The organism is Chitinolyticbacter albus, from assembly GCF_024437655.1.
Classification (GTDB): Bacteria; Pseudomonadota; Gammaproteobacteria; order Burkholderiales; family Chitinibacteraceae; genus Chitinolyticbacter; species Chitinolyticbacter albus.
On sequence record NZ_JANBVF010000001.1, the window covers coordinates 218,838 to 238,820 of the forward strand.

Here is a 19,983-nt window from a genome sequence, read left to right on the forward strand (position 1 = left end):
CTGCCCATGAAACCTGTGATATCGATCAGCTTGGCCACGATCGTGGTACTCGCCGCCGCGCCGCTCGCCGCCAAGGTTTATCAATGGCGCGATGCCAACGGCAACGTCTACTACAGCGATCAGCCGCCGCCAGGCCAGACTGCGCGCGAGCGGACCATCAAGCCCAATGTGGTCAACAATGGCAGCCCTGGCAAAACCGTCGCACCGGCGGCCAAGCTGGTGCTGTATAGCGCGCGCGGCTGCGTGCCTTGCGACGAGGCCCAGGCACTGCTCGACAGCAATCAGCTGCCCTACGACCTGCAATACCCGGCCGAAGATCCCAAGCGCTTGAACGACTTCATCACCAAGCTGGGGCCCGGCGTCAGCGTCCAGCCCCCGATCCTGGAAATCGACGGCCAGTTCCTCAAGGGCTGGGACCGCTACACCTGGAGCGCGGTGCTGCGCCAGGCAGGCTTCACCATTGCCGAGCCCGCCAAAGCCCCGGAGAAGAAATAAGCGCCATGCAATTTGCCACCTGGAATGTCAACAGCCTCAAGGTCCGCCTGCCACAGGTGCTGGAGTGGCTCGCCAGCCGGCCGGAACTGACCGCACTCGCACTGCAGGAAACCAAGCTCGAAGACCACAACTTCCCGCGTGCTGAACTGGAAGCCGCCGGTTACCACATCGCCTATATCGGGCAGAAAACCTATAACGGCGTCGCCATCATCTCGCGGCTGCCGCTGGAAGATGTGCACTACAACATCCCCGGTTTCGCCGACGAGCAGCGCCGGGTGATCGCTGCCACCGTTTGCGGCGTGCGCTTCGTCTGCGTCTACATCCCCAACGGCCAGGCCCTCGACTCGGACAAATACCCCTACAAACTATCGTGGCTGGATGCACTGACCGGGTGGCTGGAAGAACAGCTGCGGCACCATCCCCGGCTGATTCTGGCCGGCGACTACAACATTGCCCCCGAAGATCGTGATGTGCACGATCCGGCCAAGTGGATCGGCCAGGTACTCGTCTCCGAGCCCGAGCGCGATGCATTTCGCCGCTTGATCGCACTCGGCTTCACCGATGCCTTTCGCGCCTTCGAGCAGGAAGAGAAGCTGTTCACCTGGTGGGATTACCGCATGTACGGCTTCAGGCGCAATGCGGGCCTGCGCATCGACCACCTGCTGATTTCCGCCGCGCTCGCGCCGCAGCTCGTTGCCTGCGGCATCGACAAGGAACCGCGTCGTACCGAGCGGCCATCCGATCATGCGCCGGTCTGGGCGACATTCAGCACGGGCTAAGCGATAGGCGTCACCCGGGCTGCTCTGAAATACGGCACAATCGCCACGCCCCGCCTCTCGACACGGAACCCATCATGGACAAGGCCCGCCTGCTTTCCGGCAGCACCCTCTTTTGCGAGTTGAGCCACGACGAGCTCGCCGAGCTCGCGCAACATGCCGAGCTGCGCGAAACCCGCCCCAAGCAGGTGATCGTGCAGCAAGGCAGCAACGGCGACGAGATGTACGCGGTGCTGCGCGGCCGGCTCAAGGTCAGCCGCAATACCGAAGATGGTCGCGAAGCAACGCTGTGCATCCTCGAGGCCGGCGAAGTGTTCGGCGAGATCGCCATGCTCGACGGCGGAGTGCGCAGTGCCAGCGTCGAGACGCTGGAGAGCTGTGAACTATTGGTGCTGAAGCGCGACGCGGTGCTCAGTCATCTCGATTCCCATCCCAAGGTGATGCGCGCGCTGATCGCGGCGCTGTGCCAGCGCCTGCGCGCCGCCGACGATCTGCTGCAGGACCTGCTGTTCCTCAACCTGCCAGAGCGCCTGGGCAAGATGTTGCGCCAGCTGGGTGACGCACATGGTGATCGCCAGGCTGACGGCTCGGTGCTGATCGATCTCAAGCTCACCCAGCAGGAAATCGCCAACCTCGTCGGTGCCAGCCGCGAATCGGTGAACAAGCAGCTCAACGCCTGGATCGAGCAAGGCTGGGTGGCGCAGGAACACGGTCACATCCGGCTGATCGCGATCGAGCGCCTGCCCGGTTAAGCCGGGCCCAGCAGCAACGGCAACAGTTGCGGCAATGCGGTCACGCTGGGCACGCCGTCCGGCACGGGTGCCGCCGCCGGGTTGAACCAGATTGCGGCAAGGCCGCTGCGGCGCGGCGCCAGCACGTCCTGCTCCAGCACATCGCCGACCATCAAGAGGCGCTCAGCTGGCACCTGCAATGCGCTAGTGACCGCGGACCAGAAGCGCGCATCGTCCTTTTTGACCCCAAGCTCGGTGTAGCAGAACACCGCCGCCACATGACGCAGCAAGTCGACGCGCTGCAGTGCATGCTCGATCTGTGGCCGGCTCGATACGCTGGCGTTGGTCGCCACAGCGATGCGGTAGCGGGACGACAAAGCCGCCAATGTTGCTTGGGCGCCGGCTAACGCCTGCACCTCTGGCCACCACGCCATCGAGACGGTTCCCGGCCCGGCCTCCGACATCAGCGTGCCACCCCAATCGAACAGGATGGTGTCGATGTCGGCCGGAATCACTGCTCGGTCTCGAGCGCTCCCTGCTCATCGGCGCACGAGGCCGGGTAGCGCTGCTGGAAGGAAAAAGCCGCTGCACTTGGGCCATTGCGCCGCAACAGCGCCAGTCGCTCGGCCGCCTCGTCCACCGTCGGAATATGGCCGGCGGGGATCCACCACAGCACCATATGCGCCTCGCCCATGGCGGCGAACCACTCGCGGCGACGTCGCATGATCTCGGTATGACTGGAACGATAGACGAAGGCCGCCAGTGCATCGATATCGGTCCAGACCGACATATTGACCAGCACATCATCGCCATAAGGGCGCAGCGCGGTGGCGTTGCCGGCATCGTCCTTCAGTCGCCAGACAAAACCGGCAGACTGCTCGGCCAGCGTATTGACACGGTCGAGATTGGCGACAAAATCGGCGAGCTGCGGCGAGTCCAGCGGTGCCTGCAGCGTGGCGATGTTCAGTTGGGCTAGGTGATGGGACGGCATATGGGCTCCGGAGCGATGTGTTCTGGGCATCCGTTTTACCACACGCCTCGATGAATAGTCAGCAAGCAGAAAGCAGTCTGGCCTGCCTCAGCGCTGGGCGACCTTGCTCGCCGCGCCCGGTTGCCAATCGTAATAGTTCTTCCAGGCGTCGTAGACGAGATTGGGATACTCGGCACGCCCCAGGCTGCCGTTGTAACGGCCCAGCGCGCGAAAGAGGTCGCCCTTCTCGATATCGAGGTAGTGCCGCAGGATGGTGCAGCCGTAACGCAGGTTGGTATGCAGATCGAATAGGCTTTGGTCCGAGCTGCCTATCACGCGTTGCCAGAACGGCATCACCTGCATCAGGCCACGCGCGCCGACGGGACTCAAGGCGTAGCGGTTGAAGCGGCTCTCCACGTGGATGAGCCCCAACACCAGCTGCGGATCGAGCCCCGCGCGCGTCGCCTCGTAATGGACCGCGACCAGCAGTTTGCGGCGGGTGAACTCATCGGGCACGCGTTTTTCCAGCCGCCCCGACATCTCGGCGAGCCAGGTCTCGCCTTCGACCGCGCTGGCAAAAATCAGCCGCGGCTGGGCACCGTCGGAGATCGAGCGCTGCATCGTCGATTGCACCGACGACGACAATGCCTCCTCACGCTGGGCGCCAGCCCAGGCAAAAACGGTGAGCGCAGCCAAGCCCAATGAAAGCAAAAGCTGTTGTACTTTTATTTCAACAAAACGATAATTGAGCATCTGCTTACAAGCATTCCAAAACATCATGAAGAAAATCATTGTCGCTCTACTGCTTTCCCTTATTCATCTATCCGCCCTTGCAGAGTCCGCCCTGATCGAGCAACCTCCAATCGAGTTCTCGCCCATGCCGGTCGACACCGTGGCCAAGCTGATCCCGATGGCCATCGCCGGCCGGGGATGGGTGACCCGTACCACGGGCCCAGGACACTATGAAGCAAAGATAGATCGCCAGAAGTTCTGGGTAGCAGTCGATATCGCCTACACCGACAGGCAGGTGGTCATCACTTACCTGGACAGTAAAAATTTCGGTTATCGCAATGGCGGCGGCGGAATGCCTACCACCATCCATGGCAAATACAGCTCCTGGACCCATAAGATGGCCAGCGACATCCGCAAAGCCATCCTGACCTACCAAGTGAATTCCTCGGCAGGATTCAAGGCATCACAGAACAACAGCGCTGACGACGCGGACGAATAATCCCCATCGTTATGCGTGAAAGGCGGCTATCCGGGCCGCCTTTTTTCATGCCTTTACGATATTGCTGCAGTGGGCCAGCGCTTCTGCCAACGGCACCTTGCAGACTTCGCCGGTTGCGCGCGCAGTATATTCAACAACACCTTCGGCCAAACCCTTATCGCCGATCGTCAGGCGGTGCGGGATGCCGATCAGTTCCATGTCGGCGAACATCGAGCCGGGGCGCTCGTTGCGATCGTCCAGCAGCACGTCGACCCCAGCGGCCTGCAGCTCGGCGTAGAGCTGGTCGGCTGCCGCCTTGACCGCGTCCGAGCGATGGTAGCCGACGGCGACCACGGCGAGTGCGAACGGCGCCAGCGCAACCGGGAACTTGATGCCACGCTCGTCGTAGTTCTGCTCGATGGCGGCGCCGACGATGCGGCTGACGCCAATGCCGTAACAGCCCATCTCGAACGGCTTCAACTGGCCGTCGACGTCGGTGAAAGTGGCATTCATCGCTTCGGAATACTTGGTGCGCAGCTGGAACACGTGACCGACTTCGATGCCGCGACACAGTGCGAGCACGCCCTTGCCATCCGGGCTGGCGTCGCCGGCGACGACGTTACGCACGTCAGCGACGACATCGGCCTCGGGCAGGTCGCGGCCCCAGTTCACGCCAGCGATATGGAATTTGGGCTTGTTGGCGCCGCACACCCAGTCGCTCATCGCGGCGACGGTGCGATCGGCAATGATGCGGGTGCCGGCCGGCGCACCGATGGGGCCGAGAAAGCCCGGCGGGCAGTTGAAGGCGGCGCGGATTTCCTCCTCGGACGCGAAGCGAAAGCCATCCATGCCCTCCACCTTGCCGAGCTTGACCTCGTTCAGGCTATGGTCGCCCCGCAGCAACGCGATCACGAGCTTGCCGGCGGCATCGACCACCGCGATCAGCTTCACCGTCTTCTTGATCGAGATCCCCATCAACTCGGCCACCTGCTCGCAGGTGGTCTGCTTCGGCGTATCGACATCGCGCAATGCTTCGCTGGCAGCGGCGCGCGGCGCGGTCGGTGCCAGCGCCTCGGCGAGTTCGACGTTGGCGGCATAGTCCGAATCCGGGCAGTAGGCCAAGAGGTCTTCACCGGCATCGGCAAGCACGTGGAATTCATGACTGCCCGAGCCACCGATGGCACCGGTATCGGCCGCCACCGCGCGAAAAGCGAGGCCCAGCCGGGTGAACACGTTGGAGTAGGCCTGGTACATCCTGCTGTAGCTCGCCTGCAGCCCTTCGAAGCTGGCGTCGAACGAGTAAGCGTCCTTCATTACGAATTCGCGCGCGCGCATCACGCCGAAACGCGGGCGGATCTCGTCGCGGAACTTCACCTGCACCTGGTAGAAGTTCACCGGCAGCTGCTTGTAACTGCGCAGCTCCAGCCGGGCGATGTCGGTGATGACTTCCTCGTGCGTCGGGCCGAAGCAGAAATCGCGCTCGTGCCTATCCTTGATCTTCAGCATCTGCGGGCCAAAGAGCTCCCAGCGGCCGGTTTCCTGCCACAGCTCCGCAGGCTGGATGGTCGGCATCAACAGCTCCTGCGCGCCGGCCTTGTTCATCTCGTCACGCACCACCGCTTCCACCTTGCGCAGCACCCTGAGGCCCAGCGGCATCCAGGTGTAGAGGCCGGAGCCCAGCCGCTTGATCAGGCCGGCACGCAGCATCAGCTTGTGCGAAATCAGTTCCGCCTCGGCGGGCGCTTCCTTGAGGGTGGAGAGATAGAGTTGGGAGGTACGCATGATGATGGGGCGCGGGTTGGCATCAAACCGCGCATCTTATCATCGCCGGCCCTCGCGCTGGGCCGCACGCGGGGGCCGCGTACCGGCCGGGCCACGCCGTCAGCGCGGCATGCAGGCCGCGAGGCCCTCGCGAACCGCCGCCGCGATGCGCTGGCGCGTTACGGGCCGCGCCAGCGTCAACGCGTCGCGCTTGTTGACGATGACGCCGGCTTCAAACAACACCGCCGGCATGGTGGCCCCTCGCAGCACCGCGAAATCGGCGTCGTAGAGGCCCAGCGTGGCATCGCGCAACGGCCGATACTCACCGGCGACGCCTTCGGCGTGATGCAACGTCCGCGCAAAGCCCTGCGCCACCAGCGCTTGCGACATCGCACCGGCGCAGCGGGCACTCTCAGTCAAGCGCGGGTGCTGCGGGAATACATAGAACGAGTAGCCCGAGTGGTCGCCCTCGTAGCGCTCGGCTCCCTGGTAGTGCCAGGTCCGCAGGAATTGCGGCTGGGCCGAATCGTGATGCACGGAAAGAAAGAACTCGGCGCCACCGGCCGCCGCCATCGCGGGCCGATCCTTCAGGCTGGTGGCGTCGCCATCGGCGCCGATCAACAGCACGAGGTGGCCGGCGCCGCGCAGCGTCCGGGCGATCTCCAGCGCCAGCGCGCGGTTGTAGCTGAACTCGGTTTCGCCATAGCTGCTGGTGGCGCCGGGCGCACTCAGCGAGTGCCCGACATCGATGGCGATAGTCGCCGCCGTGGCGCTGCCGACCAGCAGCAAACCGGCCAGCACACCGACGGCGCGATCGCGCCGGCTATTCGTGGTCTTGCCCGGCATCGGCCACCTTGGCCAGCGCAGCGTCGTCGGCAGCCCGCTTCATCTCGGCCCGCTTGATGGCAAGCTTGGGGCGCAGCACGTTCATCATGATCACGTCGCGCAGCCACATCAGCAGGAACAGCCACGCCAAGAGGGCCACTACATAGGACAGCGAGTTGGTGCGCATGCCGGGCTGGAACTGCTCGATCAGCGGATTGATCACGAACTGCACGCTGCCGATCACGGCAATCAGCAGGAACAGCGTGGAGATCGCCCGCTCCTTGATGAAGGTGCCACGCAGCAGCATCCGCTGCTCCCACCGGGTGAGGCCGGCGAGCTCGGGCACGTCGTCGGCACGAAAATAAAACGGCATGGTGGACTCCTTGAACGATCGCCGCGCAGTTTCCCGGTGGCCCGGTCAAAAAGCAAGCCGGCTGCCCGGCGGCAGCTTGGTTCCGATCACGCGGCTGTTGCCAAGCGGCAAGGATGGACTAACATCGCTCCTTGTGCCCGTAGAGGCACTACGTCGTCGAGGCGACGCCCGCAGAACAAGGAGGATGGTTCATGCCCCGCTTTACCCCCGCAGCGCTCGCGCTGCTGTTGTCCGCCATGCTCGCCCAGGCGAACGACACCCCCATGCCGACACCGACGCCGGCTCCCGCCATTCCGAGACTGACCCCGCCTGAACTGGCGATCAGCCTGACCGAGACCGTCTACCTGCCCGCCCAGGTATCGCTGCTGGAGCATCACGGCCGCCTTGCCGGCCGGCTTGCCGCGCTGTGCGAAGCGCCGGGCTCCGACAAGCTCGCAGCGGCGCGCGAGGCCTGGATCTCCGCCAATCGCTCGTGGCGCCGGCTCGATAGCGTGCGCATGGGCCCCGGTCGGCAGGAAGAAGTGATGCAGGCTTTCGATCCGTGGCCGCTCGACCTCGCGGCGCTGCGCAAGAGCATCGCCGCCACGCCCGCCGACCCGACCTCACCGCAGGCACTGGCCGAAGTACGCAACCAGAAGCAAGGCTTGCCGGCGATCGAATTCCTGCTGTTCGGTAACGCCACGCCCACGAGCGCCGCACTCGCCGCCAAGCAGCTCGACGGCAACAGCTGCCGCTTCGCCGTGTGGATCGCCGCGGGCCTCGCGCGCCGTGCGCAGGAAATGGTCTACGAGTGGCAAGGCATGCGCCGCGGCCTCAACTACGACCTCTCCTACCCACGCCCCTTCCTTTCCGAATCGTTGACCCGGGTGCACGCCGGAGTGAAGGAGCTGGCCGGCTGGAAGCTCGCAACCTCGGTCGCCAAGGCCGCGCAGCAGGACTTTCCGGACTGGCGCTCCGGTCAGAGCCGCCAGGGCATCATTTCGGGGCTCGATACGGTCGAACACGTGCTGCTGGGTGCTGCCGGAGGCGCCGGCTTCGAGGAATTCCTGCTGTCGCGCGGCAAGACCGAGGCCGTGGGCGAACTGAAGACCCATCTCGCGCAGGCACGCATCGCCGTCGCCGGCCTGCCGGACGATCTGGCCAAGGCCAGCGCCGAACGCCGCGTCGCAGCACAACGGCTGACCGCGCTCGCCGATTACATCGCCGGCCCGTTCGCCGAAGCCATGGGCCTGCCGCTGCAGAAGTAAGCGCACAGCCCTCCCCGAAGCCCACGGTGCGCCGTGGGCTTTTTTCGCCTCGGCATCCGCGGCATCGCACGCCTCCCCTGCACTGGGTTACACCGCGCACTCGTTTTCACAGCCCTCTTGAGCCATCGTTCTTCGAGTAAGAGCGGCCAACAAAACCCGCGCAGCATGTCGGGCAATAAGCGTGAAACGCCCTGTAAGGCGGAAAACCGGCTTCCTGCGGTCGCAGGCAGCACCCGTCGTATGGCCTGAGCACGACGTCGCCCACGGGATTTTGTTGGCCGCTCCAAGCCGGCCACAGCACAGCAGCTCTGTATATCACCAGGCTGGATTCATCCCAACCCGAACCACAGCCCACTTCAGGAGCATCCCATGAACATGTCCTCCCCATCGTGCTTGCGGCCCAGCGCAGGCCTACTCGCCGCCCTGGCCCTGCTTCCCCTGATCTGGCTTGCGCCGGACACGGCTAGCGCCGCGCCGCCGGCAACAGTCGCCAGCTGCGAGGGCATAGGCGAGGCGTATCCGATACTCGGCAAGCAGTGCGCGACGCAGTACGCAAAAATCAATCACGCGCCAGCCAATGCGGGCGAGCGCCTGACCACTTTCCGGGCGCGGGTGGCAGTGCTGGAAATCTTCCGCAAGGCGCTGCTATGCAATGGCATGTATGGCGCGACCCGATCTGCGCAGGATCGGTTCCAAAGCGGAGAAAACGGCCATCTGGCTGCGCTGGCCAATCTGCGAGTCAATATGAACGCCCTAGCGGACCCCGTCATCCCCGCCGCCTACACGCATACCAAGCTGAACGAGGTCAGCATCAACAAACCGCAGTGCAAATAGCGCTGCCCAGGGGCCGCGCAGCCAGAACGTATTAGCGGCGCCCAAGGCGTTGCAGGCCGGCTTGTCATGCTGTTGTCACGCTTGACCACTACCCTGCCGGCTTTCCGTCAGCCTTGGGAGGCGCCATGCGTGCCGTGCTTGTCCTAGCCTTCGCCCTGATTGCCTCCTTCGCGCAGGCAGACGTGGTGCTGGGTCTCGTCGCCAATCGCGGCGTCGACGAAACCCGGGTCGATTGGGAGCCGATCGCACAGGATCTGGCGCTCCAGTTGGGCGAACCCGTGCGGGTATTGGCCAGCAAGGACGAAGCGGACCTGCTGCAGCGGCTACAGTCGGGCGAAATCGATCTGCTGCGCGGCAGCACTCAGCTGGCGCTGCAGGCGGTGGAAGCGGGTAGCGGCGACATCTTTGCCCGGCTGGTACTCACCGGGCGCATCGCTGAATATCGCTCGCTGCTGCTGGTGCGGCAAAATGGCCCCGTCACGCTGGACGAACTCTTGAAGCGCAGCGGCCAGCTGCGCTACGCCAGCGGCAGCCCCGGCTCCACCGCGGGCAGCCTGATCCCCGGCTATCACGCCTTCGCCCGTAACAACGTGCTGCCCGAGCGCTTCTTCAGAAGCGTGACCACCGGCAACAGCGAGGACCGCTTTCGCGCGCTGATCGAGAGCCGCGTCGATGTGGCCACCAGCAATAGCGACGACCTGATCAAGCTCGCTGAGAAATACCCGCGCGATTTCAAACAGGTGCGCGTGCTGTGGGAGTCTCCCAAGTTCTCCTACGACCCGCTGGTGTTGCGCCGCGGCCTGTCCGCCAGCCGCAAGGACAAGATCACCCGCTTTTTCCTCGATTACGGCCGCAAGGGTGCGCAAGCGACACGCGAGAAGGAAAAGCTCTACTACGCCGACCAGCTCGACGGCTTTCTCGCCTCGACCAATCGCCAGCTGCGCGAAGTGACCGATCTACAGCTCTATGACGCGCTGTTCCGGCTGACGCTGGAGGACAAACTCGCCGCGCCCTCTCGGGCCGAACGCGAGAAAACGCTGTACCGCCGCTACGACCAGCTGAGTGCGCTGCTAGGCGGCGCGCGATGAACTAAAACTTGAATTAGACGAATGCTGACCAGAGCACCGTCTCCTGATGGCCCTGCCGTGCGCAGGGCTTTTTTTTGCGCATTGCGCTGGCTCAAAGTCCTGCCCGCGATGGACTGGGAATTTCTCCAATTGCCAAGCAGATGGCAGCACGGAAAATCTATCCCTTTGAAACACAAGGTCTTTGTCCATGTCCAGCGACAATAATCGCGCGAACTGGGGCTCCAAGCTCGGCTTCATCCTTGCCGCTGCCGGCTCCGCCGTTGGCCTCGGTGCCATCTGGAAGTTTCCCTATGTCGCTGGCAAGAACGGCGGTGGCGCCTTCCTGATCGCCTATCTCGTTTGCGTATTCACGCTCGGCATCGCCCTGTTGCTCGCCGAGATGGTAATCGGTCGCACCGCCAAGAAATCGGCGACCACCGCCTACCGTGATCTCAAGGGCGGCCTGTGGCCCTGGGCCGGGCGGCTGTCGGTGCTGTGCGTGTTCATCATCCTCTGCTACTACTGTGTCGTTGGCGGTTGGACCGTGGCGTATATCGGCCGCTCGATCACCGGCGAAGCGCTCACGGCCGACACCAAGCTGCTGGCGAGCGCTTTTGCCAGCTTCATCGCAAGCCCCATTCAGGCGCTGGGTTACACCGCCGTGTTCCTGGGCATCACGGTCGCCGTGGTGCTGGGCGGCGTGGAAAAAGGCATAGAGCGCATGAGCAAGGTGCTGATGCCGGCCCTCTTCGCACTGATGCTGCTATTGATCGCGCGCGCCTTGACGCTGCCGGGTGCGTGGGAGGGCGTGCGCTACTTTGTTACGCCGGACTTCTCCAAGATGACGCCGGCCATGATCGTCGATGCGCTGGGCCTCGCGTTCTTCTCACTCTCCATCGGCGGCGGCATGATCATTGCCTACGGCTCGTATGTATCGAAGGAAACCAAACTCGTCGGCGCCACGCTGTGGGTATCGACACTGGCCACGCTCGCCTGCGTGCTCGCCGGGCTGATGGTGCTGCCGGCCGTGTTCGCCTTCCATGTTGACCCTGCCGCCGGCCCCGGTCTTACCTTCATCACCATGCCCGCCATCTTTGCGCAAATGCCAGGGGGACAGCTCTTTGCCGTCGCCTTCTTCCTCTTGCTGCTGTTTGCCGCGCTGACCTCGTCGGTGTCCATCCTGGAGCCCATCGTCTCGTTCCTGATTGATGAATTCGGCATGACTCGTCAGCCCGCGACCTTCGCCGTCGCGATCACAAGCTTCATCATCGGCATTCCCGCGGCGCTGTCGTTCGGCCCGATGGCCGACACGCTGTTCTTCGGCATGAACGCTTTCGACCTGATGGACTACGTGGCCTCCAACGTGATGATGCCGGCCGGCGGCCTCCTGGCCGCGCTGTTCGTCGGCTGGGCGATCTGGCCGCGCGTGAAGGACGAGCTCGCCGCCGAAGGTGCTACTGCCGTGCTGCCTGCCTTTCGCATCGTCTGCGCGGTGGTGGCGCCGATCCTGATCGGGGTGATCTGGGTGCACAACCTGTAACGAGATACCGTCTTGGGAAAACGGCTGGCCTGTGCCAGCCGCTTTCTTTTGCTGTGGCACAAGCACAGCAAAATGCTGCGCCATTCATCGTCGCCAGCACGACAGATATCTTTCTTTATTTGACAGCAAACAACGCCCATTCCATATCATCGCCGGTCCATAGCAGTTCCGATTCTCATCACTCGAACGAAAGGACCGCCCAATGAAACCGTTGTTGCTATCACTGCTGCTGTTCGCCGCAGCCCCCAGCCAAGCCGCCTTTGTCACGCTGGAAGGCGCGGATGTCGTGTATCAAGTAAATACCGATGCAGACTGGATGAGCAATCTCGTCGCCTCGGTCAGAGGCAATACCCTGAGCTTCAGCAGCAGGGATGGCTCCGCCGTTGTCGCCAGCCGGCGCGACCCAACTGATGGCTTATTCATCTACATTCAAGCCAGAGAAAGCGGCATCGGCGACATTGTCGCACAGGCCAAGACAGGGCTGCGCTTCAGCAATGCCGCGCTTGACCATACCGCCAGCAACGCGTTGCACACCGGCAATCCGGCCACCGTCGCCACGGACATGGCCTGGAGTTATGTGCAGTTCAGCGACCAGCATGGCGAGCATCTTGGCGCAATCGAGCGCCGAACATTGCAAACAACACATCCAGTCAATCCAGCTACGCCGCCCGGTGTACGCGTAGAAAGCGCAACCAGCTTCACCGAGCTTGCGAACATGGCCCCCTATTCCACCCTGCAACTGCAGCTACGCGGAGAGGCTTGGGCCAGCTTATCGCGCGCTGCGATCAGCGATGACTTTGCCAGCAGCGCACTGCACGGCTGGGACATCACGCTCTCGGTTGCTCCCGTACCCGAACCGGAAACCTACGCGCTGATGGGGTTGGGCTTGCTGGGGCTGGTGGCACGGCGGCGCTACCGTGCATGAAACTGCCCAGCTCGCGGCCGATATCGAGGCAGTTGCTGGCGACCTGCGTGATGCCATCCAGCGTTTCCGAGTGAGCTAGGCTCCGCGTCACGCAGTGTGACGAATGCCTTGGTCAAGACCGGGGCGAGCAGGCACAATCGCGCCGTGCACACGCTCGCTCCACTTGGCCATATCGCCACGCCCTTTCCCGACAAATTCGGCATCCCGCGCCAGCCGCGCTTGGCGCCGCATGCGCGCGGCGTATTGAAGCTGTTGCCGCCCTACGACAGGCCCGAAGCCGTGCGCGGCCTGGAAGATTTTTCGCACCTCTGGCTCACCTTCGTGTTCCACGAAACGGGCGGCCAATGGCAGCCCACGGTGCGCCCGCCACGCCTGGGCGGCAATACGCGCGTCGGTGTGTTCGCCAGCCGCAGCCCTTTTCGTCCCAACAGTCTCGGGCTGTCGCTGGTCGAACTCATCGACGTCGACACCCGTAGTGGCGTGACACTGACGCTGGCCGGCGTCGATCTGGTCGACGGCACACCCATCGTCGACATCAAGCCCTACATCCCCTTTGCCGAGAGCGTACCCTCTGCATGCGGCGGCTTCGTCGATGGCACGCCCGCCACGTTGCTGGTTCGGTTCTCTCCCAAGATCGATACGCAGCTTGCCGCGCTTGGCGCTCGCGCCGAACCGCTGCGGGCATTGATCACCGAAGTGCTGGCACAAGACCCGCGCCCCGCCTATGCCGATGATCCGACACGGGTCTACGGCGTGCGGCTTTACGAATTCGATATCAAGTGGCGCTGCGATGAAGCCGGCGCCCACGCCCTCAGCCTGGACCCCGCATGAACCGACGCTCCGCCCTTGCCGCCCTGCTGCTCACCGGCTTGCTCGCCGCCTGCACCACCACGCCGAGCGAGACTCAATCGGCCACTCAGCCGACGCCCGCGCCGCTACCCAAGCCGCTGCCCCAACTGAAGGTCGGCATTGCGCTCGGTGGCGGCGCGGCCAAGGGCTTTGCCCATATCGGCGTGATCAAGATGCTGGAGGCCAACGGCATCAAGCCTGTCGTGGTGTCCGGCACCAGCGCGGGCAGCGTGGTCGGCGCGCTCTACGCCTCGGGCTTCGATGCGTTTCAGCTGCAGGAGCAATCGTTCAGCTTGGACGAGAGCAAGATCCGTGATGTGAGCCTGCTCTCCGGCGGCCTCGTCAAGGGCCAGAAGCTGCAGGACTACGTGAACGAGCTGGTGAAGCAAAAGCCGATGGAGAAGTTCGCCAAGCCCTTTGCCGCTGTCACCACCGAGCTGGAAACCGGCCGGCGCACCGTGTTCGTCAAGGGCAACGCCGGTATGGCGGTACGCGCCTCGTCCAGCATTCCCGGCGTGTTCGAGCCGGTGCTGATCAACGGCAAGCGTTATGTGGACGGTGGTGTGGTCAGCCCGGTACCGGTGGACGCGGCGCGCCAGCTCGGCGCCGATTTCGTCATCGCAGTCGACATCTCGTCCAAGGCCACCGGCACGGCGCCGTCCAACATGCTGGGCATCGTCAACCAGGCCATCATGATCATGGGCCAGAAGCTGGGTGAGCAGGAACTGGCGCGCGCCGAGGTGGTGATCCGGCCGCGCGTGGGCAAGATCGGTCCCACCGATTTCGATCAGCGCAATATCGCCATCCTGGAAGGCGAAAAAGCCGCGCTGGCGCTGCTGCCGCTGATCCGCCAGAAAATGGCCGACAAGCAGAAGGTACTGGCGGCGCAGTAAGCGCCTGGCCGCAGCGGGAACATCCTGCTACTGCATCAGGCACCCTGCCGATCGCAAACCCGTCCAGGGCGGGCCAAGCTGTTCTACCTTGGTAGTCAGCACAAGGAGGCCCGCCATGTACCAGCTCGTTCTGATCCGCCACGGCCAATCGGCGTGGAACCTCGAAAACCGCTTCACCGGCTGGGTCGACATCGACCTGACCGAGCAGGGCATGCTCGAAGCGCGTCGCGCCGGTCACCTGCTGCGCGAGGCCGGTTTTCACTTCGACGTTGCCTACACCTCGGTGCTCAAGCGGGCGATCCGCACACTGTGGCTCGCGCTCGACGAGATGGACCAGATGTGGATCCCGGTCATCAACTCCTGGCGCTTGAACGAGCGCCACTATGGCGCGCTGGCCGGGCTCAACAAGGCGGAGACCGCCGCCAAGCATGGCGCCGACCAGGTACAACTATGGCGCCGCAGCTACGATGTCCGCCCGCCCGCCATGAGCAAGGACGATCCGCGCACCTCGTTCGCCGATCCGCGCTATGCCGGCGTTCCGCATAGTGAAATCCCGCTTACCGAATGCCTGAAGGATACCGTCGCCCGCGCCCTGCCGTTCTGGCACAGCGATATCGCCCCCGCCATCCGCGCCGGCCGCCGCGTGGTGATTAGCGCGCACAACAATTCTCTGCGGGCGCTGATCAAGTATCTGGACGACGTGAGCGAGACCGACATCGTCGGCATCGAGATCCCCAACGGCCTGCCCCTGGTGTATGAGATCAATGCCGAGCTCAAGCCGATCCGCCACTACTACCTTGAATGACGCAAGACGACGCGACCTGCTGCCAAAGACAGCCGCCGTCTATGCCTGCCTGACCGTGGGGCCGTGCGGGCGATCCGTAAAGCGTCGGCTACACCCACGCTGGGTGCTTTATTCGGCGATGGCCTTCAGCAGGGCAGCGTAGCGCGCAACCACCGCTGCAAAACCGACCTGCAGCGCCTCCACGGTCAATGCGTGGCCGATGGAGACTTCCGCTATGCCGGGTATGCGCAGGAAGTTGGCGAGGTTGTCGAGGTTGAGGTCATGGCCGGCGTTGAGGCCCAGGCCCAGTTCGCGCGCCCGCGCGGCGGCGGCGGCGTGCTTGTGCCACTCGCGCATCCAGTCGCCCTGCGCGTAGCCGTGGGCATAAGCCTCGGTATAGAGCTCGACCCGGTCCGTGCCGGTGGCCGGTGCCGCTTCGATCTGGGCAAGGTCGGCGTCGACAAACAGGCTGACACGGATGCCAGCCGCCTTCAGTTCGGCGACGATGGGCGCGAGCCTCGCAGCGTCGCGCACGACGTTCCAGCCGTGATCGGACGTGAGCTGACCGGGCTCGTCCGGCACCAGCGTGCATTGGTGTGGGCGGGTCGCCAGCACCACATCGAGGAACTGCCGGTCCGGATAGCCTTCGATATTGAGCTCAGTACCAGCAAAGCGCTCGACCACCGCTTTCAGCGCAGCCACGTCGCTATAACGCGCGTGGCGCTGGTCCGGCCGCGGGTGGATGGTCACGCCATGCGCTCCGGCGCCCAGCGCCAGTTCCGCGAAGTGGATGATGCTGGGGTAGTCGCGGCCACGCGAATTGCGGATCAGCGCGATCTTGTTGAGATTGACGGAAAGCTGGGTGGGCATGGCAGGCGCAGGAGGCGGCAAAGCGCGTATTGTCGCTGCGTTCACGCCCCGCGGCCAGTATCAGTTGATTGAACCCGGCGCTCAGGCGTTGATCGCCTCACGCAACTGGCGGCACCACGCCGGATCGAATTTTTCCAGCGGCGTGGTCTGGCAATGCCAGCGCACGGAACCATCTTCGGCCAACACCGGCGAGAGCACCACGCTATAGCCATCCAGCCTGGGTTTGGTCGAGGTGATGATCACGACATAATCGTTGAATTCGATCTGCGTGCTCGGCGCTGGTGTAAAGCCGCGATCCAGCTCGTCGAGCGTCGCGATCATCTCACCGCTGCTCGCCGACTTTGCGACCAGCAGCGTAAGCAGCTGCCTGCTCTCGGCCTCCAGCCCCTTTACCTCGGCCCGCTTCACATACTCGGCATACTGCGGAATGGCAATCGCGGCGAGGATGCCGATCACCGCGATTCCCACCAGCGGCAGGCAGACCGCCAGCACGATAATGGTGACTACGTTGTTGCTGCCGGGCTTACGCATCACCACGGTGCCCGACACCAGATCGTGCAGTGCCTGCCGGCGTGGGGTGAACGGCTGGATCAGATAGCCGATGCAGAGCGTGACGTTGGACAGCGCATGAGCAAACCAGCGCCCGGTGGCGCGGCCCAGGCCGATGCGCGCGCCGGCGCCATCGGCCACGTAAAGCCCGACCGCCCGCTTGCCGAGCGAGGCCTGGGCACTGCTCGACTCCTGGAAGGAGAAATAGACCCAGCTCATGGCGAAGATCAGCAACCAGCCGACAAGCATGAAGCCGATGGCCGCCGAAGCACCATCGATCGCATCGCCCAGCGCCGCAGCGGAAATACCCATGGCAATGGTCACGACGATGAACACCACCCAGCTCGCCATCCCCAGCACCATACCGTCGATGACCAGCGCGGCGAAGCGCGTCCAGAAGCCCGCAGGCTCGGGCGGGCCAGGATCCACTACTGCGGGTGCGACGGCGGGAACGGGCGTGGGCAAGGGTTGCAGCGGCTGGGTCGGTGCGTCGAGCGACATGGTTTTCCTCACGTTAGCGACCAAGAAAAAACCGAACCCACAGGTTCGGTTTTCCCGGCCGGATGACGCCATTTTGACGACATCACGGCCGCAGTAAAGCTGCTGCCAAGTACTGCGCAACAACTCAGGCCAGTGCGGCGAAGATCTCGTCGCGGATCTGTTCCACGTCGCCCACGCCATTCACCTTCACATAGCGCGGCGCACGGGCTTCCCCGGAGGCGGCAAGCTTGCCGTAGAAACCGACTAGCACCTCGGTCTGCTCGTGATACACCGCAAGACGCTTGGCCACGGTAGCCTCTTCGTCGTCGGCACGCTGGATCAGCTCTTCGCCAGTGACGTCGTCACGGCCTTCGACCTTGGGCGGGTTGAACTTCACATGGTAGGTGCGGCCCGAGGCCACGTGCACGCGGCGGCCGGCCATGCGCTCGACGATGGCGGCATCAGGCACGTCGATCTCGACCACGTAATCGATGTCGACGCCGGCGGCGATCATTGCCTCGGCCTGCGGAATGGTGCGCGGGAAACCGTCGAACAGGAAACCTTGGGCGCAATCGGCCTCGGCAATGCGTTCCTTGACCAAACCGATAATGATGTCGTCGCGCACCAGACCGCCCGCGTCCATGATGGCCTTGGCTTCCAGGCCCAGCGGCGTGCCGGCCTTCACGGCGGCGCGCAGCATGTCGCCGGTGGAGATCTGCGGGATGTTGAACTTCTCCTTGATGAAGTTGGCTTGCGTGCCTTTGCCCGCGCCTGGCGCGCCCAGCAGTATCAATCGCATCGTGTAGTCCCTGGATCTAGTTGTTGGAAATCGTTTGAAAGGCTTGCCGCACGCGGGCGAGGTCCTCGGGCGTATCGACGCCGGCGGCCGGTGCGTGCGGTGCAATATGGACACCAATGGCGTAACCATGCCACAGCACCCGCAGCTGCTCCAAGGCTTCGACACCTTCCAGCGGCGATGGCGCGAGGTCCCGGTAGGTGCGCAAAAAGCCCGCGCGATAGGCGTAGAGCCCGATATGTCGCAGTGCACCACTGCTGGGCAGCCGTGGCTGATCCGCCACAGCGAAACCGTCCCGATCCCACGGGATGGGGGCTCGGCTGAAATAGAGCGCTCGGCTGGCGGCGTCGGTCACCACCTTGACCACATTGGGATTGTGGAAATCTTCCGCCGAGGTGATGGCGTGCGCCGCGGTGGCCATCTGCAGCGCGGGATCGGCGGCGAGAACCTGTGCCACCGCGTCGATCAGCGCTGGATCGATCAGCGGCTCGTCGCCTTGCACGTTGACGACGATCTCGTCGTCGGCCAGCGCCAGCAGATCCACGGCTTCCGCCAGGCGATCGGTGCCGGAGGGGTGGTCTGCATGGGTCAGGATGGAAGCGTAGCCTTCGTGCGTCACCGCATCCTGGATACGTATATCGTCGGTCGCGACACACACCGTGAGCGCACTCGATTGCAACGCCCGCTCGACGACCCGCACGATCATGGGCTTGCCGCCGATATCGGCCAGTGGTTTGTCCGGCAGTCGGGTCGACTTCAGCCGCGCCGGGATCAGGACGGTGTAGCTCATGGCTTAGCCCTGCACGTCTTCGGTGGCGGCAAGCTCGCGCGCCTCGCCCTCCAGCATCACCGGGATGCCATCACGCACCGGGAAGGCCAGGCGATCACCCTTGCAGATCAGTTCCTGCGCGGTCTTCACGTAGACCAGCGGGCCCTTGCAGATCGGGCAGACCAGGATTTCAAGCAGTTTCGCGTCCATCGACGAGCTCCGATATCCGTTTCATCAGCCAGGCCGCAAGATCAGGTTCCAGCTCGGCACTGACGGGAAGGACCCAGATTCTAGCACCGGACGCGCCCAGATCGGGCAGCGCGGCGAGCTTGACTGCATCCTTCTCGGTGACGATGAGCGTGCCGGCTGGCAGGTCGGACGGCACGAAACGGTGGTGATCGGGCAAGGCCAGCGGCGTGAACGCGAGGCCCAGCGCAGTGAGCGTCGCAAAGAACCGCGCCGGATTGCCGATGCCGCACATCGCCGTCACCGCCTCACCTGCGAAGTCGCTCGCGCTACGCGTCAGGGCCGCATCATCCAGGCGGTAGTACAGGGCGGGGCGCAGTTGCATGGTAAAGCGGGGGATATCCGGCAAGCTCGCTACGGTCGGCCCGCCGTTGACCACCAGCGCGTCGCACCGTGCGAGGCGTCGCGCCGGTTCGCGCAAGGGCCCGGCCGGCAGCAGCGCGCCATTGCCCAGGCCGCGGGCGCCGTCGATCACCACCAGTTCAAGATCGCGCGCCAGCGCATAGTGCTGCAGGCCGTCGTCGCACAGGATCACGTCGACCTCGGGGTGCGCGCAGAGCAGCGCCCGCCCGGCCTGCGCGCGGCGCCGGCTGACGCAGACCGGCACCCCGGTGGCGCGCGCCAGCAACAGCGGCTCGTCACCGACCACGGCCGGATCGGCGTTTGCGGCAACAAGGCTCGGCACCTTGACCTCGCCGCCGTAGCCGCGCGAGACGATGCCGGGGCGGTGGCCCGCCGCCAGCAGCGCATGCGCGAGATACGCCGTCAGGGGGGTCTTGCCGGTGCCGCCCGCAGTCAGGTTGCCAACGACCACCACGGGGACCGGCAGCCGCTCGCGGTGCAGCCAGCCCCGCCGGTACAGGCCGCGGCGTACGGCGCCGATTGCGCCGAACAGCCAGGACAGAGGGCGCAGTAGCAGCGACAGCGGATGATGGGGGCGATACCACAGGCGATCGATGAGGCTCATGGCGCGCAGTATCGCAAAAAACGGGG

The 19,983-nt window shown here is 64.3% G+C and carries 24 protein-coding genes; 12 read left to right on the plus strand and 12 right to left on the minus strand.

The genetic code is table 11. The features are described from left to right. Window positions 1–6 precede the first annotated feature (6 nt). The 3 genes from NLI84_RS01070 (at window position 7) to NLI84_RS01080 (ending at window position 2,023) form a co-directional block, all read left to right on the plus strand. Window positions 7–495: a glutaredoxin family protein gene (locus NLI84_RS01070; protein WP_255987554.1), complete on the plus strand. Its 489-nt coding sequence runs from the start codon at window positions 7–9 to the stop codon at window positions 493–495. A gap of 5 nt (window positions 496–500) precedes the next feature. After that, window positions 501–1,274, plus strand: a complete 774-nt coding sequence (gene xth / locus NLI84_RS01075) for an exodeoxyribonuclease III (RefSeq protein WP_255987555.1) — start codon at window positions 501–503, stop codon at window positions 1,272–1,274. 74 nt (window positions 1,275–1,348) lie between these two features. Beyond that, window positions 1,349–2,023, plus strand: coding sequence for a Crp/Fnr family transcriptional regulator (locus tag NLI84_RS01080; RefSeq protein WP_255987556.1), 675 nt, complete (start codon window positions 1,349–1,351; stop codon window positions 2,021–2,023). Here NLI84_RS01080 and NLI84_RS01085 read toward each other — a convergent pair. From NLI84_RS01085 to NLI84_RS01095, 3 genes are all read right to left on the minus strand, one after another. Beyond that, window positions 2,020–2,517 (minus strand): HAD family hydrolase, encoded by a 498-nt coding sequence (locus NLI84_RS01085; protein ID WP_255987558.1) that lies wholly within the window; start codon window positions 2,515–2,517, stop codon window positions 2,020–2,022. The two genes, NLI84_RS01080 and NLI84_RS01085, sit on opposite strands and share 4 nt — an antisense overlap. Continuing rightward, a complete protein-coding gene (locus NLI84_RS01090) occupies window positions 2,514–2,993 on the minus strand; it encodes a DUF3291 domain-containing protein (RefSeq protein WP_255987559.1) in 480 nt (159 codons plus the stop codon). Before NLI84_RS01090 ends, NLI84_RS01085 begins: the two co-directional genes overlap by 4 nt. Before the next feature lie 87 nt (window positions 2,994–3,080). Beyond that, entirely contained in the window at window positions 3,081–3,725 is a 645-nt protein-coding gene (locus tag NLI84_RS01095; protein WP_255987717.1) for a lytic transglycosylase domain-containing protein, read from the minus strand. Window positions 3,726–3,750: 25 nt separating this feature from the next. Here NLI84_RS01095 and NLI84_RS01100 point away from each other — a divergent pair, with 25 nt between their 5' ends. After that, entirely contained in the window at window positions 3,751–4,203 is a 453-nt protein-coding gene (locus tag NLI84_RS01100; protein ID WP_255987560.1) for a hypothetical protein, read from the plus strand. Window positions 4,204–4,248: 45 nt separating this feature from the next. Here the strand turns inward: NLI84_RS01100 and NLI84_RS01105 are convergent, their stop codons facing one another. The 3 genes from NLI84_RS01105 to NLI84_RS01115 all read right to left on the minus strand — a co-directional run bounded on the left by NLI84_RS01105 (window position 4,249) and on the right by NLI84_RS01115 (window position 7,141). Next, a complete protein-coding gene (locus NLI84_RS01105) occupies window positions 4,249–5,964 on the minus strand; it encodes a proline--tRNA ligase (RefSeq protein WP_255987561.1) in 1,716 nt (571 codons plus the stop codon). Between the two features lie 99 nt (window positions 5,965–6,063). Beyond that, a complete protein-coding gene (locus tag NLI84_RS01110) occupies window positions 6,064–6,789 on the minus strand; it encodes an N-acetylmuramoyl-L-alanine amidase family protein (protein WP_255987562.1) in 726 nt (241 codons plus the stop codon). Then, on the minus strand, window positions 6,767–7,141 hold the full coding sequence (locus NLI84_RS01115; RefSeq protein ID WP_255987563.1) for a hypothetical protein: 375 nt from the start codon (window positions 7,139–7,141) through the stop codon (window positions 6,767–6,769). The genes NLI84_RS01110 and NLI84_RS01115 overlap by 23 nt, the downstream gene beginning before the upstream one ends. Window positions 7,142–7,332: 191 nt before the next feature. Between NLI84_RS01115 and NLI84_RS01120 the strand changes: the two genes are divergently transcribed. The 8 genes from NLI84_RS01120 to gpmA all read left to right on the plus strand — a co-directional run bounded on the left by NLI84_RS01120 (window position 7,333) and on the right by gpmA (window position 15,301). Continuing rightward, window positions 7,333–8,388, plus strand: a complete 1,056-nt coding sequence (locus NLI84_RS01120; RefSeq protein ID WP_255987565.1) for an imelysin family protein — start codon at window positions 7,333–7,335, stop codon at window positions 8,386–8,388. Window positions 8,389–8,757: 369 nt separating this feature from the next. Next, the gene (locus NLI84_RS01125) at window positions 8,758–9,222 is read left to right on the plus strand and encodes a hypothetical protein (RefSeq protein ID WP_255987567.1); all 465 of its coding nucleotides are present in this window, start codon (window positions 8,758–8,760) and stop codon (window positions 9,220–9,222) included. Window positions 9,223–9,347: 125 nt separating this feature from the next. Further along, window positions 9,348–10,310: a PhnD/SsuA/transferrin family substrate-binding protein gene (locus NLI84_RS01130; RefSeq protein ID WP_255987569.1), complete on the plus strand. Its 963-nt coding sequence runs from the start codon at window positions 9,348–9,350 to the stop codon at window positions 10,308–10,310. Between the two features lie 187 nt (window positions 10,311–10,497). Continuing rightward, window positions 10,498–11,829: a sodium-dependent transporter gene (locus NLI84_RS01135; protein ID WP_255987571.1), complete on the plus strand. Its 1,332-nt coding sequence runs from the start codon at window positions 10,498–10,500 to the stop codon at window positions 11,827–11,829. Window positions 11,830–12,031: 202 nt separating this feature from the next. Then, a complete protein-coding gene (locus NLI84_RS01140) occupies window positions 12,032–12,754 on the plus strand; it encodes a PEP-CTERM sorting domain-containing protein (protein WP_255987572.1) in 723 nt (240 codons plus the stop codon). A gap of 144 nt (window positions 12,755–12,898) precedes the next feature. Next, window positions 12,899–13,585: a tRNA (N6-threonylcarbamoyladenosine(37)-N6)-methyltransferase TrmO gene (gene tsaA, locus NLI84_RS01145; RefSeq protein WP_255987574.1), complete on the plus strand. Its 687-nt coding sequence runs from the start codon at window positions 12,899–12,901 to the stop codon at window positions 13,583–13,585. Beyond that, window positions 13,582–14,496: a patatin-like phospholipase family protein gene (locus NLI84_RS01150; RefSeq protein ID WP_255987575.1), complete on the plus strand. Its 915-nt coding sequence runs from the start codon at window positions 13,582–13,584 to the stop codon at window positions 14,494–14,496. Before tsaA ends, NLI84_RS01150 begins: the two co-directional genes overlap by 4 nt. Window positions 14,497–14,611: 115 nt before the next feature. Next, window positions 14,612–15,301 (plus strand): 2,3-diphosphoglycerate-dependent phosphoglycerate mutase, encoded by a 690-nt coding sequence (gene gpmA, locus NLI84_RS01155; protein ID WP_255987577.1) that lies wholly within the window; start codon window positions 14,612–14,614, stop codon window positions 15,299–15,301. Between the two features lie 108 nt (window positions 15,302–15,409). Here gpmA and NLI84_RS01160 read toward each other — a convergent pair whose 3' ends face one another. The 6 genes from NLI84_RS01160 to lpxK all read right to left on the minus strand — a co-directional run bounded on the left by NLI84_RS01160 (window position 15,410) and on the right by lpxK (window position 19,957). Then, window positions 15,410–16,150, minus strand: a complete 741-nt coding sequence (locus tag NLI84_RS01160) for a pyridoxine 5'-phosphate synthase (protein WP_255987579.1) — start codon at window positions 16,148–16,150, stop codon at window positions 15,410–15,412. A gap of 81 nt (window positions 16,151–16,231) precedes the next feature. After that, entirely contained in the window at window positions 16,232–17,200 is a 969-nt protein-coding gene (locus NLI84_RS01165; protein WP_255987581.1) for an RDD family protein, read from the minus strand. A 124-nt stretch (window positions 17,201–17,324) separates the two neighbouring features. Further along, a complete protein-coding gene (gene adk, locus NLI84_RS01170) occupies window positions 17,325–17,978 on the minus strand; it encodes an adenylate kinase (RefSeq protein WP_255987583.1) in 654 nt (217 codons plus the stop codon). 16 nt (window positions 17,979–17,994) lie between these two features. Continuing rightward, entirely contained in the window at window positions 17,995–18,765 is a 771-nt protein-coding gene (kdsB, locus tag NLI84_RS01175) for a 3-deoxy-manno-octulosonate cytidylyltransferase (protein ID WP_255987588.1), read from the minus strand. 3 nt (window positions 18,766–18,768) lie between these two features. Then, a complete protein-coding gene (locus NLI84_RS01180; RefSeq protein ID WP_255987589.1) occupies window positions 18,769–18,954 on the minus strand; it encodes a Trm112 family protein in 186 nt (61 codons plus the stop codon). Beyond that, window positions 18,935–19,957 carry a tetraacyldisaccharide 4'-kinase gene (lpxK, locus tag NLI84_RS01185; protein ID WP_255987590.1) on the minus strand — a complete coding sequence of 341 codons (1,023 nt, stop codon included), beginning with the start codon at window positions 19,955–19,957 and terminating at the stop codon, window positions 18,935–18,937. Before lpxK ends, NLI84_RS01180 begins: the two co-directional genes overlap by 20 nt. Window positions 19,958–19,983 lie beyond the last annotated feature (26 nt).